The organism is Bifidobacterium leontopitheci, assembly GCF_009193355.1.
In the GTDB taxonomy this organism is placed as follows: Bacteria; Actinomycetota; Actinomycetes; order Actinomycetales; family Bifidobacteriaceae; genus Bifidobacterium; species Bifidobacterium leontopitheci.
The window spans coordinates 13,141-29,717 of sequence record NZ_WBVT01000003.1 but is presented as its reverse complement, the minus strand read 5'-3'; the positions used below and the strand labels follow the sequence as shown (position 1 = coordinate 29,717).

General features: G+C 64.4%; 10 protein-coding genes. 3 read left to right on the top strand and 7 right to left on the bottom strand.

Translation table 11 applies throughout. From position 1 onward, the window contains the following. Positions 1–27 precede the first annotated feature (27 nt). Positions 28–810, top strand: a complete 783-nt coding sequence (gene phnX, locus F7D09_RS01520) for a phosphonoacetaldehyde hydrolase (RefSeq protein WP_152233682.1) — start codon at positions 28–30, stop codon at positions 808–810. A 315-nt stretch (positions 811–1,125) separates the two neighbouring features. Here the strand turns inward: phnX and F7D09_RS01515 are convergent, their stop codons facing one another. Genes F7D09_RS01515 through F7D09_RS01500 form a run of 4 tightly spaced genes read right to left on the bottom strand, consistent with a single transcriptional unit; the run spans position 1,126 to position 5,585 of the window. After that, positions 1,126–1,335 (bottom strand): hypothetical protein, encoded by a 210-nt coding sequence (locus tag F7D09_RS01515; protein ID WP_152233681.1) that lies wholly within the window; start codon positions 1,333–1,335, stop codon positions 1,126–1,128. Positions 1,336–1,383: 48 nt separating this feature from the next. Continuing rightward, positions 1,384–2,448: a 5-methylcytosine-specific restriction endonuclease system specificity protein McrC gene (gene mcrC, locus F7D09_RS01510; RefSeq protein WP_152233680.1), complete on the bottom strand. Its 1,065-nt coding sequence runs from the start codon at positions 2,446–2,448 to the stop codon at positions 1,384–1,386. An 11-nt stretch (positions 2,449–2,459) separates the two neighbouring features. After that, complete coding sequence (locus F7D09_RS01505; RefSeq protein WP_152233679.1) at positions 2,460–4,208, bottom strand: AAA family ATPase; 1,749 nt, start codon at positions 4,206–4,208, stop codon at positions 2,460–2,462. A 36-nt stretch (positions 4,209–4,244) separates the two neighbouring features. Continuing rightward, positions 4,245–5,585, bottom strand: coding sequence for an ATP-binding protein (locus F7D09_RS01500; RefSeq protein WP_152233678.1), 1,341 nt, complete (start codon positions 5,583–5,585; stop codon positions 4,245–4,247). Between the two features lie 272 nt (positions 5,586–5,857). On the opposite strand from F7D09_RS01500, the gene F7D09_RS01495 reads away from it, so the two are divergent. After that, a complete protein-coding gene (locus tag F7D09_RS01495; protein WP_152233677.1) occupies positions 5,858–9,520 on the top strand; it encodes an LTA synthase family protein in 3,663 nt (1,220 codons plus the stop codon). A 53-nt stretch (positions 9,521–9,573) separates the two neighbouring features. Here the strand turns inward: F7D09_RS01495 and F7D09_RS01490 are convergent, their stop codons facing one another. Beyond that, the gene (locus tag F7D09_RS01490; RefSeq protein ID WP_152233676.1) at positions 9,574–11,697 is read right to left on the bottom strand and encodes a DUF2207 domain-containing protein; all 2,124 of its coding nucleotides are present in this window, start codon (positions 11,695–11,697) and stop codon (positions 9,574–9,576) included. A gap of 42 nt (positions 11,698–11,739) precedes the next feature. Beyond that, entirely contained in the window at positions 11,740–12,102 is a 363-nt protein-coding gene (locus F7D09_RS01485) for a phage holin family protein (protein WP_152233675.1), read from the bottom strand. 139 nt (positions 12,103–12,241) lie between these two features. On the opposite strand from F7D09_RS01485, the gene F7D09_RS01480 reads away from it, so the two are divergent. Next, the gene (locus F7D09_RS01480) at positions 12,242–13,747 is read left to right on the top strand and encodes an aldehyde dehydrogenase family protein (RefSeq protein WP_152233674.1); all 1,506 of its coding nucleotides are present in this window, start codon (positions 12,242–12,244) and stop codon (positions 13,745–13,747) included. A 43-nt stretch (positions 13,748–13,790) separates the two neighbouring features. Here the strand turns inward: F7D09_RS01480 and F7D09_RS01475 are convergent, their stop codons facing one another. Further along, positions 13,791–16,544, bottom strand: coding sequence for a zinc ribbon domain-containing protein (locus F7D09_RS01475; RefSeq protein ID WP_152233673.1), 2,754 nt, complete (start codon positions 16,542–16,544; stop codon positions 13,791–13,793). Between the last annotated feature and the right edge of the window lie 33 nt (positions 16,545–16,577).

Sequence of the window (16,577 nt, the reverse complement as noted above, 5' to 3'; positions counted from 1 at the left end):
CAAGTGGCAAGTGAAGGAGTCACGACAATGACCAACCGTTTTGAAGCCGTCATCTTCGACTGGGCGGGCACGACCGTGGACTACGGCTGCTTCGCGCCCGTGCGCGCCTTCCAGGAGGCGTTCAAGGAGTTCGGCATCACCCCCACCATGGATGAGACCCGCAAGCCGATGGGCATGCTCAAGCACGACCACATCGCCACCATGCTGAAGATGGAGCGCATCGCCCGCGCCTGGGAGGACGAGCATGGCGCCGCGCCGACCGAGGCCGACACGGACGCCGTGTACTCGCGCTTCGAGCCGAAGCTGCTGTCCATCCTGGACCGTTTCGCCGACCCGAAGCCGGGCGTGCTTGACGCGGTGGCCGCCCTGCGCGCGGACGGCCTGAAGATCGGCTCGACCACCGGCTACACCGACAAGATGATGGAGATCGTCGTGCCCAAGGCCAAGGAGAACGGCTACGACCCCGACTTCTGGATCAGCCCGGACGGCACGGACGGCTATGGCCGCCCCTACCCGTACATGGTCTTCAAGAACCTTGAGGCGCTGCACGTCACCGACGTGCGCAAGGCCGTCAAGGTGGGCGACACGCTCTCCGACATCCGCGAGGGCAAGAACGCCGGCGTGTTCACCGTCGGCGTAACGGAGGGCAGCTCGCAGATGGCGCTCAGCCAGGCCGAGTTCACCGCGCTGTCGCCGGCCGACCGTGCCGCCGCACGCGCCGCCGCACGTGACGCCTTCGTGGGCGCCGGCGCCGATGCGGTCATCGACACAATGGCCGAGCTGCCGGCCCTGCTGCGGCAGATCGCCTGATCCGAGCCTGAACGATTCTGATGGAAACGGCCGCCGGGGGTTCTCTCGGCGGCCGTTTTCGACTTCCACCGCCATGCTTATGGTCGGAAACGGACGCACAGGGGGTGTGTTGCGTCCGTTTCTCACCAGCCGGTCGGCCCTCTTGGTCGGGAACGGACGCTGGCGGCCCTATTCGCGGCCGTTTCCGACCAACTTCCCCAGCCTCTTAGTCGGAAACGGACGCCGACGACCGGGTTTGCGTCTGTTTTCAACCAGCCCGGTGAGTCTCCTGGTCGGGAACGGACGCATGTCGCGGGCACGGCGTCGGCCGGCGCATCACGACCGGCCGACTGTAGGCTTCCTCGCCCGTTCGCGCATCTGCCGGATCCGGTCGATCTCATCCTGCAACTGCGCGATCCGCGCCTCGATCGCCACCGCGTCGGCATCCGGATCGCTCAGCCGCCCCCGCAACTCCCCTATCTCGTCTTTGAGCCCGTCGATCCGCAACAACTGCGCCTGCAGCGCCCGCCGCATCTCCATATCCATGGGTCTGCTCTCCTTTCCGCATCCGTACAGCATTTCCGACACTGAATCCTAATCGGGGAAATACCTTGTCACGATATCGTCAAGCTGGCTGGCGATGCCGCGGAAATCCTGATTCAGATCCAATGTACGTACGGCGATGCGATTGCCTCCCATATCAAATTCTCCGTCCGGTTGCCGTTCTTCGTCCGTTTTCGCATACAACAGCAGACCGGACACGGCGTGCTCATTCCCTCTCGCCGCCAGTTGCGCCGTCTTGTTTTTGACGTAGGTGAACATCTGATACATGTTCGCGGAATGCATCGTGTAGCTGCCGAAATTCCGCTGCATCGTCCGCGTGTAGTATTTCGCATCGATGATGAGCACATCCCGGCCGTCGTCCAACACCACGTCGGGCTGCATGACCGGCAGTCCCTCGCCTGCCGAACACATCCAGGGGATGCGGTGATGGGTCGTGCTGATGCGCCCTTGCCATTCGCGCGAATAGTATCCGTACAGGAACTTCTCATAAATCCGGTGCATCTGCTGGTCGTCGAGAAAATCCATGAGCAGGGCCTTTCCGGGTTGGGAGCTCTGCAACAGCCCTTTGACTGCCAAATAGCAGATGCCGATGAGCATCCGATATGTCTCGTTGTTTCTGTCGAATCGTATGTGCCAGTCGGTTCGACGCAGGTCGGTTCGTCCTACGCCATTCAAACAGGCAATCAGCCGCCGTAGTCTCGTTTTCCGATTGGGACTGATGTCGGCATGAACCAGCAGCAGCATGGTCGATTTGATGATGCGGTTCGGCCGCGAGTCTACAGTGAAATCGTCCACCGTGCATACGAGCCGTTTCCGTGACAGTGTGGCCTTGCGGACGCTTTCGGTGATTTCGATTTTGCCGCGGGGAGAGTCCAGTTCGTCGGTATGGGGAACGTATTCCCGGGAAAGACCTCGCTTAATCTGCGCCGTCATTCCCTGAATGAGAATGGCGGCGCATAGGTCGGCGATGTTGTCAAAGGGTTCCGTGGCCAGTTTCCGGTACTGCCGCTCCTGCAAAATCTGAAAGGCATACGACAGCATGTAGTACACATTCCGGATTGGAATGCCGGGCGACGTTATGGCTGCCGACGCCATGGCCGACGATGTCATCGGATGGCCTCTCGCAGTTTCCCGGCTTCCTCTTCGACTTTTTGCGGATCGTCGAACCAGTATTCCTCAAGCAACGGAACCAGCTCGTATTCGACAATGCCCGTCAAAGTCTGCTCGTCCGCGGTTTCGGGAGTCAATCCGCAGAAATAGCTGTGCCCGATGCGGAAGCCCTTGCCCAGTGAGTCGTCACGAGAAATCTCCCGGTTCAGGTGCTTCACGGCGGCGATGAGCCTGTCGAACCGTTCGCTGTGCAACGTGTTCATATACGACATGAAGCCTTTGGCGTCGAATCCCGGTTCCAGCTCGATGAACGCGAACCTACGACGAAGCGCGTAATCGATCATCGCCAGGCTCCGGTCGGCGGTGTTCATCATGCCGATGATGAACACGTTCGCGGGGATGGAGAACAGTTCATCCGCATAGGGAAGCCGGAGGCTGAAACCGCGTTTGTCGTTCTCGATGAGCATGAACAGCTCGCCGAAGATCTTGCCGAGATTGCCGCGGTTGATTTCGTCGATGATGAAGAAATACGAGCGGTCCTCGTCTTCCTCGGCCTTTTTGCAGAACTCGTAGAACACCCCGTATTTGAGTTCGAAGCCGTTGTCTTTCGGCCGATAGCCAAGCATGAAGTCCTCATAGGAGTAGTTCTGGTGGAACTGCACCATCTCCACGCGCTTGGAGTCCTTCTCGCCCATGATGGAGTAGGCGAGTCGCTTCGCCATGAAGGTCTTGCCCACGCCGGGGGCGCCCATGAGGATGATGTTCTTTTTGCGCTTGAGTGCGGCGTCGATATTGTCGTAGGTTCGTCCGTCGACGTACACCTCGTCAAGGAACTGTTCACGGGAATAGGATTCCACGTCGTCCGTGGATGCATCGTCGACGTCCATGGCCTCATCATCGAGCAGGTCATCAATCTGCTGGACCATGTCAAGGTTTCCGGTGATTTCGTTCAGCGTCTTGTTATGAAACTGTTTTTCGGATTGTATGACGATATCATCACCGCTCTTGTCGGTCCATAAAACCTGCCTTACATGGTTGAAATCGTCAGTATCGCTCTCTTGATACTCATAGTCGGATTGCACTTCGCCGATGCCAAGAATCTTTCTGTGCCCGTCAGCAGCAACGATGATGTCGCCGACACTCATATCATGAACGAATTGCCACAGTTCACGGGAAATAGTTGTGGGAGCATTGCTCAATCCATAGGAGTTCTGCAAGGCCTGTTGGATGTCGTTCCTGCCATTACATTTCGCGAGATTCCCGACTATGCCATAGCCGATCAGCATCACGGAGTTCTGCAGACACTTCTGCCATTGTTCCGCCTTGGAACCAGGACGATACGACCAGTACCGTTTCTCCGGAATGCCACCGTCGCCGAGAGCATTGTCTGCGACCTTCTTTTTCGCGCGCTGATCTTTGTATTTCCGGTTATTTCGACGTATTATGTCCGAAGCCAGCTCGGCGGTCATGTTCACGGTCTTGCCGCTATCCGTCAGAGTCCACACACCATCATCAGTGTCCGATTCGATGTATCCGCCGAATACAAGCATCAGGCGAACGAAATCTACATCCTTCTGGTTATAGAAACAATCCTGATTGCCGACGGCAAGATCCTTCGCCACCTGCTCGTGCACTTGTGGCCGTTCACCGCTGCCTCCCAGCTCCCGCAGCGCCTCCAAGACCGGCCTCATCATCTTTCTGCGATTCGACTGCAACACAGAATCGACTTTCCCCGCAGTCATCATTGACTCCTTTCCATCAATCTGTTGCCGATTGTACCCTCAGTCCAGCCCCTCGTCCGGAATGATGTTGGCGGGGTCGTTGACCGGGTCGAAGTATGCGCCGACGGCCCAGAGCGGCACGTTGGTGAGCCAGTCCTGCTCGCGGTAGCCGCGCATTGTCGTGCGGTAGCCGTGTAGCCCGGTGCTGTTGCAAAGCATCCGCAGACTTTTGGCGTGCACGTTCTCCTCCGCCTTGACTTCCAACGGAGCAGGTCGGCTGTCGTACTGCACGACGTAATTCACTTCCGCCGTGCCTTTGCCGGACGTCCAGTAATACGGGTTCCGTCCGGTGGCGGCCAGCTGCTGACAGACGTATTGTTCGGTCATCGCACCCTTGTATTCCTCGAACACGGCGTTCGACAGCAATACGTCACGTGCACCGACATCCATCGCGGCGCCCAGAAGCCCGACGTCATGCATGTACAGTTTGAACGCAGACAGATCCTCATAGTCGCGCAACGGCAGCTGCGGCTTGCTGACACGGTACACGCGACGCGCCAGACCGGAGTCGACGATGAACTGGATGGCCGTCTCGTACTGCGCACGCCTGGCGCCTTGCACGATATGGCCGAACACGAACTTGTGGTTCTCCCTGCCCAGTTGGGAGGGTATCGAGCGGAACGCCAGACGAACCCGTTCCACGTCGATTTCGGGAACGTCGATCTTGTATTTGGAGAAATCATTGTCGTAATCCGACAGCAACGCCTGCTGACGACGGCGGGCGGCAGCATAGTCGTTGTCGCCGTCGAGGAATTCGCCGACCACCTGCGGCATCCCGCCGACGAAATAATAGCGTCGCAGCAGTCGTTCGAGACGGTCCTCGAACACCGCGGCCCTGCCGAAATCCAGCGAACGGACGATGTCCGCCAGCGCATCCTGACCGCTCGCCTGCAGGAACTCCATGAACGTCATGGGATACATGTCCAGCGAGTCGATTTTTCCCACAGGGAATGATTTCACCGCATGGTAGGCGAGGCCGAGGTACGAGCCCGCGGCGGCGATATGCTGATCCGGCGTATCCTCGGCGAACGCCTTCATCAACGTCAACGCCTCGGGCACCTCCTGGATCTCGTCGATGATGACCAGCGTATGTCCCGGCACGATTTTCACGCCGGTGAACACGGCTATGTTCTCCAGCACCTGACGAGCGTCGTATGCGGTGAACACGGACCGCGCCGACTCATCCATCAGATTGACGTAGGCACAGGAGTCATAACCGGTACGGCCAAGCTCCTTCAGCACATAGGTCTTCCCCACCTGGCGGGCCCCGCACAGCACCAATGGCCTGCGATGTTTCGAAACCCGCCACGCTTCCAGCTGCCGCATGATGTCACGCTTCATCTTCGCCCCCCAGTCTCAGCGGCTCATGTCACCATATTCTGTGATTATACACAACGCAAACAGTCGACTATGCAAAAATCACGACGAACAAACACCGGTTTCGTGCAAAAATCCCGAGGAACAAACCGGCCATCCGTGCAGAAATCCCGACGAACCACCTACGTCGCCGTCTACGTCGGGCGCACCCGCATCCCGTAGAATTCACCCGCGCTTCACCGCGGCACCCCAATAAGGCCACGCCTGCGCAAGTTCCCCGGCGTACCACTGGAGTCATGCAGACAAGACTGGTCGCGACCGGCATCAGCGCCGGTGAAACGCCTGCGGCTACCGTGCAGGCCCCGTTTGTCTCCGTCGCAGCGCCCGCGCTGCCCGCCCGCCCGCGTATCATCGGCGGGCTTCGCATCCCCGACGTGCATCTGGCGACGCCACGGCAGCGTCATGCCGGACGGACCGCAGCCGCGGCAGGCCGCCGCCTCGACGCCGCGCAGACGTTCTCCATCGGCTTCGGCATGCTCGCCATCGCCGCCGCCTGGGCGATGTACAACGCGTTCGTGCCGCTCAAGCTCAAGGATCTCGCCATCCCCACGGCCATCGTCGGCATCATCATGGGCATCGACAACATCTGCGGGTTCACCATCCAGCCGTTGTGCGGCATCCTGTCCGACAAGGTGCGCACCCGCTGGGGCCGCCGCCTTCCGTTCGCCCTGTTCGCGATTCCGCTGGCCGCGCTGTGCCTGATCGCCATCGCCGCCGCGCCGAACGCGCCGCTGACCATCGCGGCAGTCGTCGCGTACGCGGTGCTCATGTCCACCTGCCGTGCGCCGGTCGTCGCGCTCATGCCGGACGTCACCGCCTCGCCGGCGCGCAGCAAGGCGAACGGCATCATCAACCTCATGGGATCGATCGGCAATGTCCTGGCGCTCGGCGGCGGCAGCCTGCTGTACCGGCGTTACGGCATGGGCGTGACGTTCGTCGCCGGCGCGTTCGTCATGGTCGCGGCCGTCGCCGCGCTCACACGCCTCGTGCATGAGCCTGCCGAATTCCGTACGCGGCCCGGCCAGAAACCGGTGCTCCCGTTCGTCGGCTGGCGTGAGTTTCGCGACGCCGCCGTGCCGCGCGTCGATCTTGCCGACGCCGACTGCCGCCGCAGCTTCCGCATGATGCTGCTCATACTGTTCCTGTACACGATGGGCTCGAGCGCGATCGAAACCTATTTCACCCTGTATGCGACGCACGACCTCGGCATGGACGCGGCGGCGGCCAGCGGCGGACTCGTCTGGTTCGCGGTCAGCGGCATCCTGTTCGCCATACCGGCCGGCTGGCTCGGCACCCGCTTCGGCCGCAAACGCACGATGAGCGCCGGCCTTGCGCTGGCCATCGCCGCACTGGCTCCGATGCCGTGGGTGGGCGCGGCGGCCATGCTGCCCTATCTTGCGTTCGCGTTCGGAATCCTGTGGATGATGGTGCTCGTCAACGCGCTGCCATGGGCCACCGAACTGGGCGGCGTTGAACGCACCGGCACGATGACCGCCTACTACTATCTCGCCACGTCGGGCGGCGCGGCGGTCAGCCCCGCCCTGTTCGGCCTCGTCCAGCAGGCCACGGGATCGTATCGCTGGATGTTCCTGTACGCGATCGCCGGCTTCGCGCTGGCGCTGGCCTGCATGCCGTTCGTCTCGAAAGGCGAGGCCACGGACGCGGCGGCCGCGTTGCGCACGACGGCGACGCTGACGTCACCGTCAGTCACGTCACCGTCAGTCACGTCAGCACAGACGATGCTGATGGCCGGCGCCGCGACCCTGCCCGGCATCCCGGTACGACGGCACGTGCACACGCCGCTGCGCACACGGCCGCGCCGGCCGCAAGCCGACACGTCCAGCAGCGTGAAACACACCGTGAAACGCGCACGCACGCCGTTCCCCTGGTGGGCGTACGCCATCGCGTTCACCCTGTTCGCCACGGCGGCGGTCCTCATGCTGCAGTGGAGCGTGATGATCGTGCGCGGCCGCACCACCCCATGGGAGTTCCTCGCCAAGACGGTCACCACCCCCGGCCAGTTCCAGTTCCTGCTCAACCTGCTGGTGGTCTCGCTCGTATACATGACGCTCGTGTTCGCCATCAACCGGTTCTGGATCGCCAGCGGCCTGCTGACCGTCATCGCCGGCGTCATCGCCGTGCTGGAACGCATGAAGGTGCTCGTACGCTCGGAGACGATACGACCCACCGACATCACGCTCATGGCGTCCGGCGGAGCGGGCGGCATGGGCGACACCGTCACCAACACCCCCGCCGGCTCGGGGACCGCCATCGCGCAGATGAGCGTCACCGTCGTGCTGCTGCTCGCCGTATGCGCGCTCGCCGCATGGTTCGACGGCCGGCGCTCGCTGATCGCCACGCCGCGGCGGTTCATCGGCCGCATCCGCCGTGGCGTCGCCGCCGTGCTGTGCGCCGCCATGCTGGTCGCGTTCTCCGCAGACCTGGGCACGACCGGCTCGTGGGCGAACGGGTTCGCCACCGCGTTCGGCGACAAGGCGAAGCTGTGGGATTCCATCGAGGACGCACAGTCCAATGGCGTGGCGGTCGGGTTCCTGCGCCTGACCCGTCCTAAGGTCATGGACGAGCCGGCGGGCTACAGTCAGGCGGCGATGCGGCGCATCGCGCAACGCTACGCGCGGCAGGCGGCCGCCATCAACGCCGGCAGGAGCGCGGACCTGACCGACAGCACGGTAATCATGATCCTGTCCGAATCGTTCTCCGACCCGACTCGCGTTCCCGGCATCACGCTCAACCATGACCCGATGCCGTTCATTCGTTCGCTCAAACGGCATACGACGTCCGGCCTCATGCTGTCGTCCGGCTACGGCGGCGGCACGGCGAACCTTGAGTTCCAGGCGCTGACCGGCCTGAGCATGGCGAACTTCAACGCGTCGCTGTCCAGCCCGTACCAGCAGCTCGTGCCGCAGATGGGCTGGGCTCCCTCGTTCAACCAGATCTGGAACAAGGATGCGGCAGGCAGCGAGGCCGTGCACCCGTACAACCCGGCGTTGTACTCCCGGACCGCCAATTACCGCAAGTTCGGCTTCGCGAAGTTCTACTCGCAGGATGACCCGCTGATCGCCGACCATGCGCAGCGCATCGACCGGTCGCACTACATCAGCGACAAGACCTCGTACGACACCGTGCTGCGGCTCATCGACCCGGACGGCACACCCTCGGCGGGCAACCGGTTCATCCAACTGGTCACCATGCAGAACCATATGGGCTACGAGAACTGGTACGACCGCAACCAGTTCAAGGCGAGCTCCACGAACGGCACAAGGCTCGGCGACGACGAGGCCATGCACATCAACACGTACGCGAAGGGCATGAGCATCACCGACCAGTCGACCAAGGCGTTCCTCGAGGCGCTCGACCGCATGGACCGTCCGGTCACCGTAATCTTCTACGGCGACCATCTGCCGAGCATCTACAAGCATGCCAGCGCGGACGACCGCAATTCTATTCCGCTGCATGAGACGGATTATTTCATCTGGTCGAACAAGGCGACCGGCCGGACCGGCAGCGATGCGTCGGCCGCCGGCTCGCCGCACGCTTCGGCCGACAACGACGCCGCCTACACGTCGCCGAACTATCTCATGGCGCAGACCGCCGAGCATCTGAATGCCCGCGTGTCCCCGTATCTGGCGTTCCTCACGGCCATGCACCACGCGGCACCCGCCATGGAGCCGCCTGTCGTCAACGTGACGCAGGGCTGGACGCGCATCCCTGCCGGCACGCCGCTGTATCTGGACGCCTCCGGCCGGCAGTTCGACCCGGCAAAGGCGCCCGAGGCCACACGCCGGCTGCTCGACGACTACCGGCTCATCCAGTACGACATCACGGCCGGCCACGGCTACCTGCGCCAGCTCGGCTTCATGGACATGCCGAACAAGTGACGGCCGTAAGGCTGTGCTGCATCACCGGCATCGGCCGGAATGCCCCCATCTCGTCATGCCATAACAATGCCGCTGGTGTCCATATTGCAGTCGCGGTTGAGCTTGTAGGTCGCGGTCATGGCATCGGCGGGTATGCACTTGCGGCCGTTACGCAGGCACCACCAGACGACCGGATCGTAGCCGTCGAAGACGTCACACCGTATGGCGTACCGTGCGAACTCCTCGATGCGGTTGCCGTCAAAGCCCAGCGCCACCGCGTCGATGAGCAGCCCGCGCGCCTGGTCGGCGGTGAACCTCCTGCCGACATCATCTGCGTCATCCCCGTTGCGCCATCGCCGCTCGTCGAACCATCGTCTGACTGCCACCCCTCGGGCGTGCAGGTCGACGCCCTCGCCCCGCCATGCCCGCAGGCCGAAGCTCAGCATGGCACCTGCGAGCGCCGCCGTGATGGTGACGGTGAAGCCGATCCAGTCGTCGGTATGCAGTCGCGCATACAAGGCCGCGACTGGCAGCGCAACGCCGAGCAGTACGCCCAAGACCTTGCCGAGCACGCCGCGGGATGCCACCCACCCGGTCGCCGCGATGGCTTGGGAGGATGCCTCGCCGGCGGCCTGGGTCAGGGTTGCGCACAGCAGCGGGTCGCCGGTGCGCCAGCGTAACATCGCCGCATCACTGGCGTCGAAGCCGTGGTCGCGCGCGGGCACGCGGAAGGCGGGCATCGAATCGTCCTGCTTGCCGACACGTCGGCTCCGGTTTCCTCGGCCGCCGCTGAAGATCTGCGCGCCCTCGTCGCCGTCAGCCGTTGCATCAGGCCGTGTCGTCATCGCCGGCTCATAGCGCACGTCGTCGCAGCCGAACAGCGCGGTGATGGCGGCCTGCGGCAGTTTCGGCGATGCAGGATCGTGAACGAGGGCGCCGTCGTAGTGCAGGTGCCTGCCGGATGGCATCCCCGGGTATACACGGGCCGCGGGGAACCCGTGTTTGGGGTCGACGATGATGATGTCGCCGTCCATGGTGGCCTTCATCAGCGCGGCTGTGAACGCGCGTGGCCGGTGGCTTTCGCCCATAAGCGCGGCCAGCAGCCATGGCCGGTCGGCCAATACCGGCTCGCTGCTGTACCGGTCACGGAACGTCGGTCTGGCCTGCCGCGCCCGTCGGATCCGCAGGAACGCGGCAATCAGCAGGAACGCGAGCGCCGCCGCGAGCGGCAGCCGCCAAAGCACTGCCGTCACCGCCGCCTTGATGCGCGCACGCCCAAGCTGCGTCGTGTTGTCGGCGTCCATGGCGATCGCCCGTTGCATGCGTGCGACGCCGCTGTTCGGCTCGGGCATGGGCGAGTCGGCGATCCAGTCGCGTGGGAAGACCACGTGGAGTGTGCCGGTGCGCCCGCCGTCGAGACCGGTGTCGATGGCGATGGCGACGGCTCCGTCGCCGTGGGACGCGTCTTTGCCGGCGTTGATGGTGGTCACAGCCCGATAGTCTTCGGCGCTTTGGGCGGAGAAGTTGCGGCCGGGGATCGCCTGCGTACCGCCGTTCGACCCGTCGAAGGTGAGGGTCACATGCATCGACGGTATCGGCTGGTCCGGCAGCGCACTGCCGTACCGCCAGATGAGCTCGCCGGCGTCCGACCAGGTGAGGGCGTTGTCGTCAAGCGTGTACGTCACCGTCCAGTCGGAGCGGCCGGGCTGCTGCGGACCGTATATGGCCGCGGTTCTGGTGATCGGGTCGAGCACGTAGGTGCCGTTCGTGTCGTCGGTCTCGTCGTATTCGCGACGTTCATAACTGGTCGCGGCGGTCTCGTTGCGGATTGAGGTGACGGTCAGACCGGTTCCGGTCACACCGCGCTCCTTGAGCTGGTCTTCGGCGGCGCTCGACAGCGGCAGCGCGATGACGACGACATCTTGCGGCTGACGCAAGTCAAGCCTCATGCGCTGGGTGACGTCAAGGTCGCCGTTCGCTCGCAGACGCGCGGTGATATTGACCTGTTCGATGGTGCGGTCGGGCCCTTCGGGGAAGAACCGTTCCATGAACGCCGACCCTGCAAGCGAGACGATCGCCCATAGCGCGAAGGCCACCGCGCCGACGGCCAGGATGATGGCGAACGCCGCAGCCGCGGACTCGCCGAAGCTCATCCGGTCGATCTTGTGCGCGAGCTTGCGCCTGCCGGAACGTCCCATGCGCTCCCCCTTTCGTCATCGCCGCCACGGCGACGGGCCGTCTTACTGCATGATCGAGTCGACGATGCCGGACACAATCGCCATGATGACCGAGCCGAGCACCGCCCACCAGAACCCGTGCACCCACACGCCCACGCCGAACAGGCTCAGCGCGAACCATGAGGCGAGCCGCATGAACAGCCAGTTGATGATGAGGTACATCAGGCCGAACGTGAGGATCGAGAACGGCAGGGCGATCAGCTGCACGACCGGTTTGACGGATGCGTTGATGAGCGCCATGAACAGCGCAAACGCGGCGATGCCCAGCACCGGCGGCTGCCCGACGGTGGTCATGCCCGGCAGTGCGACGACCATGACGGCCGCGGCGATGGTCAATACCAGCCAACGTGTCAGAAAATCCTTCATACGGCCATGCTAGCCGCGACATCGCCGCCACACCGCCGCCGCGACGTGAACCGTGACGAATCTCCACCTGAGGCTATGGTCGGCAGGTAGACGGCGAGCACGACGCGAACGTCTGGAGCATTGCAGCACGGAGGCCAGCATGACGAACGACAGTACCGCACACGACAGCAACACGCACGGCGACGTCACTCACGACGTTCCCACAGACGACGTTCCCACAGACGACGTTCCCACGCTGTCACACGATCAGGCGCAGCGTCTGTCCGACCGGCTGCACCGTACGTTCCGCTCCGGCGTCACCCGGCCGATCCGCTGGCGGCAGGCCCAACTGGACGCGCTCGCCCGGCTGCTGCGCGACAACGCGGCCGAGTTGACGCGCGCGGTCCATGCTGACCTGGGCAAGCCTGCTGCCGAGACCAAGCTCATGGAGATCGGCCTGGTGCTTGACGAGATCCGGTTCGTGCGCGCCCGCGTCCGCCGATGGTCGGCCCGGCATCCCAAGCCGATGCCGCTGCTCATGCAACCGGCCGTCGGCTGGACGCTGGCCGAGCCGAAGGGCGTGGCGCTGATCATCTCGCCGTGGAACTATCCGCTGATGCTCACGTTCGAGCCGTTGGCCGACGCGATCGCCGCCGGCTGCTGCGCGTGTCTCAAGCCGTCCGAACTGTCGCCGCGCACCAGCGCGCTGATCGCTTCGCTCGTGCCACGCTATCTCGATCCGGACGCGGTCGCCGTGGTGCAGGGCGGCGCCACGGAGACCGGCATGCTGCTCGACCTGCCGTTCGACCACCTCTTCTATACGGGCGGCGGCAGGGTCGGCCGCATCGTCATGGCAGCGGCGGCGAAGCGGCTGACGCCGGTCACGTTGGAGCTTGGCGGCAAGTCCCCCGTGTTCGTGGACGGCACGGCGAACCTGGAGGTCGCGGCGCGGCGCATCGCGTGGGGACGGTTCATCAACGCCGGCCAGACGTGCGTGGCGCCGGACTATGTGCTCGCCACGCCGGACGTAATCGGGCCGCTCACCGAACGCATCGTCGTCGCCGTCAGGCGGATGTTCGGCGATGATCCAAAACAATCCGCGAGTTTCGGGCGCATCGTGAGCGAGCGGCATGTGCGTCGGCTCGCCGCGCTGCTGCCGGCAGGCGATGACGGGCCGCACGTGGCGTGCGGCGGCGAGGTGGATGTCGCGGCACGATATGTGGCGCCCACCGTATTGACAGGGGTTTCGCCGGACGATCCGGTCATGCAGGAGGAGATTTTCGGTCCGATCCTGCCGGTGCTTGAGGTCGCCGACGCGCGCGAGGCGGTGGCGTTCGTCACCGCGCGTGACCGGCCGCTGGCGGCGTACGTGTTCAGCCGGGACCGCCGGACGCGCACCCTGTTCGAGCGGGAGACGAGTTCCGGCGCGCTCGGCTTCGGCCTGACGCTGGGCCATCTGACGTCGAGCCGACTGCCGTTCGGCGGGGTGGGCGGCTCCGGCATGGGCGCCTACCATGGCAAGGCCGGTTTTCTGGAGTTCAGCCACGTGAAGACCGTGGTGGGAAAGCCGTCACTGCCGGACACGTTGTCGCTGGCGTACCCGCCGTATGACCGGCTGAAGCGGACGCTGGCCGATATCGTCACGCTGCACGGGCGGGCGCGGTGACACCGGACGGCACACCCGTGTCTACCGGGCGTGCCGTCCGCCGCTAGTAGTTCCTCGGCGCTCCCCAGCTGGTCGTGTCGACGCGCAGCAGCTTGCCGTCCTTGTCGAACTTGATGGTGATGGTCGCGGTGGTCGGCGCCGGGTCGGGCGAATCGAACCCGTACATCGACGGATACGACCAGTTGATGGTGGCGGTCATCTTCGCGGTGCGGGTCTTGGCGTCATACGACTGCGAGGTGGCCTGCAGCGAGGCGGTCGGATAGCCGGCGCCGCCGATGCCGCCCATGCCGGTGCTGTGCGCCTGACTGCAGAACTCCTTGTTGCCTTGGGCGAGCAGGTTGTCCATCGGCTTCGGGTTCTGCGTGCCTGCGAGGAAGTACAGGTTGAGCCCGACCGAGAAGTCCACCGGGTCGTCGGCGTGCGCGGTGCCGCCGCCCACCTGGTTGTAGTCGAACGGCTCCACTTCGGAGACCTTCTTGACCTGGCAGGAGTCCCAGCTGAAGATCTCCGCATCGTCGGACAACTGGTGGACGATGATGTCGTGCGCGCCTGACATCGATTCGCTGTTGTACAGTACGTTCGTGGTGATGTAGGCGTTGGTCAGCGCGGAGTTCTCGCTGGTCTCGACCTGCGTGGGCTGGTAGCTGCCCTTGCCCTTGTCGTAGCTCCACCGGTAGTCGACCCTCCAGGCGTTGGCCGCGGTCCCGTCGCCGCTGTCGACGCCGTAGGCGATGGTCACGTCGGCGTTGCCGTCCTTGTCGACGTCGCCGGCGTTGAGGATCAGCGGACGTATGCCGCCGCCGAACGAGTCGTCGCCGAAGCCGATGCCCTGCAGGTCGCCGCCCGCGCCCACGTGGAACGCGATCGCATAGTCGGCGGTCGCGCTGCCGCCCGGATAGTCGTAGGCGGCGAGCAGGATGTTGCCTGACTTGTCCGGCTTGTTCATCGCCGGCAGCAGGTTGTACCGGCTGTAGTGGGGGCCGCTGGGGTCGTCGAGGATCGGGTCGAGCACGAAGTTGCCGTACATGGCCTGCCCGGATTGGCTGACGACGACGTAGCCGAAGCCGGCGTCGTACCGGGCGACGCCCATGTCGCCGTCGTAGGTCTTGGCCTTGCTGCCCATGGCGAGCGTGACCAGCGTCGAACGTCCCCAGACGGGATGGTCGAAGGTGACGACGCCGGTGGCGGTGCAGCCGCGGTCGCAGGCGTTGCCCTGCTTGCCGGCCGCGTCGACGGCGGTCTTCTTCGCGGCCGCCTCCTCAAGAACGTCGGTCTTGCCGGACGCGGCGTCAAGGCTCAGCTGGGCCTCATGGTCGCCGCCACCGCCGTTGACGGTGATGCGCGCCTTGACGCCGGGTTTCGCGCTGACGACGAACGTGCCGTGCGCGGGCGCCGAGTTCGCGACGACGCCTTTGAGCACGTTGTCCGCGCCCTTGTCGCTCTTGCCGCCGATGGTGATCGTGGCGGACTTGGAGGCGTCGGACTGCCAGGTGCATGCCTGCGCGGTGCAGCGGTTCGCAGGGGCGCGGCGGAAGTCGAGCAGTGCGAACGTCTCGCCGTCCGCCGGCACGGCGTACGTGACCGTGCCGTCGGTCAGCTTGGTTTTGACGGCCTTGGGATGGTCGAGCACGGCCAGCGACGTGTCGTAGGCGTGGACGGTGGGCGTATCGTTGCCGGCCGCCGGGAACGTGGTCGCTGCGGCGTTGCCGGACGATGTGCCGTCGCCCGATGCACTGCCATCCGACGTGCCGTCGCCCGACGAGCCGGATTCGCTCGTGCCCGACGATGCCGGCGAACCATCGGACGGCATGCCGTTGCATGCCCGCCCCTCGCACACCGTCTGGTTGGGGATGACGGTCATGCCGGATTCGAGTTTCGGCAGCGCTTTGGCCCATTGCGTCGTATCGTCCTTGAGCCGGTTGGCGGCCTTGCCGAACACCCGCTGCAATCGGCTTGCGGCATCGGGGGTGATGGACGGGTCCTTGTCGATGGCGATGACGTATCGCCCGTTGGACGAGGCGGCCTTGACCACGGCGTCGCCGCCGAGGTTGCTGGTCGCGTATCCGATGCGGATCGTGTGCGGCTTGCGAGCGTCGTCATTGTAGATGCATACGCCGGTGTCCGCCTTGTCGCCGGGGTCGGTGGCGGTCACCGTGTAGCCGAACGCCTTGGACATGGCTTTGTCGTCGCCGAGCAGGTTGCGGCACAGTTTCGGACTGTCCGGTCCCGCGGCGTGGACGATTGCGTTGAACCCGACTTTCTGCCCGGGCAGGATGATGAGGAACACGACGGCGAGTATCGCTGCGATGGCGAGCGCCACGACCGCGATGACTGTCCCGATGATGATGCGGCGTTTGCGCGTTCCGCCGGTCGCGGTGGGCTTCTTCTCCTTCTTGTTCGGCTTGCCGGGCTTTTTCACGGTTTTGGCTTTGCCGTGGTCATCGGCATGGGTGTTGCCGTCCGCGGCCGCGGCGGACGGCGCGGATGTGGCGACGGGTTGCGGCAATGGGACCGCGGGAGCCGGTGGCGTCACTGGTTGGGCGGACGCATGACCCGACGCCTGCGGCTGCGGCCGGTCCGGCATCGGTGGCAAGCCGGGCATCGGGACGGCGGCGGCAGCCGGCGATGATGATGGTGACGGCAACGGCGTTGCCGGCGTGTTCGGGCTCGGCGGTGCCGGAATGGCCGGAGCCGTCGGCGCGGCGGCCGTCACCGGTGTGCCGCAGAACGTGCAGAATCTGGCTCCCTGCTCCAGCACGTTGCCGCACTGCGCGCACGTCATCGCCGCATACGTCATCGTCTTGCCTTTCCCTCGCGGATTTGTTCGCAC

Excerpts from the sequence above, each read along its gene's own strand:
- F7D09_RS01475 (WP_152233673.1), bottom strand. The coding sequence starts at position 16,544 with ATGACGTATGCGGCGATGACGTGCGCGCAGTGCGGCAACGTGCTGGAG.
- F7D09_RS01490 (WP_152233676.1), bottom strand. The coding sequence starts at position 11,697 with ATGGGACGTTCCGGCAGGCGCAAGCTCGCGCACAAGATCGACCGGATG.
- F7D09_RS01485 (WP_152233675.1), bottom strand. The coding sequence starts at position 12,102 with ATGAAGGATTTTCTGACACGTTGGCTGGTATTGACCATCGCCGCGGCC.
- F7D09_RS01495 (WP_152233677.1), top strand. The coding sequence starts at position 5,858 with ATGCAGACAAGACTGGTCGCGACCGGCATCAGCGCCGGTGAAACGCCT.
- F7D09_RS01515 (WP_152233681.1), bottom strand. The coding sequence starts at position 1,335 with ATGGATATGGAGATGCGGCGGGCGCTGCAGGCGCAGTTGTTGCGGATC.
- F7D09_RS01480 (WP_152233674.1), top strand. The coding sequence starts at position 12,242 with ATGACGAACGACAGTACCGCACACGACAGCAACACGCACGGCGACGTC.
- F7D09_RS01500 (WP_152233678.1), bottom strand. The coding sequence starts at position 5,585 with ATGAAGCGTGACATCATGCGGCAGCTGGAAGCGTGGCGGGTTTCGAAA.
- F7D09_RS01505 (WP_152233679.1), bottom strand. The coding sequence starts at position 4,208 with ATGATGACTGCGGGGAAAGTCGATTCTGTGTTGCAGTCGAATCGCAGA.
- mcrC (WP_152233680.1), bottom strand. The coding sequence starts at position 2,448 with ATGGCGTCGGCAGCCATAACGTCGCCCGGCATTCCAATCCGGAATGTG.
- phnX (WP_152233682.1), top strand. The coding sequence starts at position 28 with ATGACCAACCGTTTTGAAGCCGTCATCTTCGACTGGGCGGGCACGACC.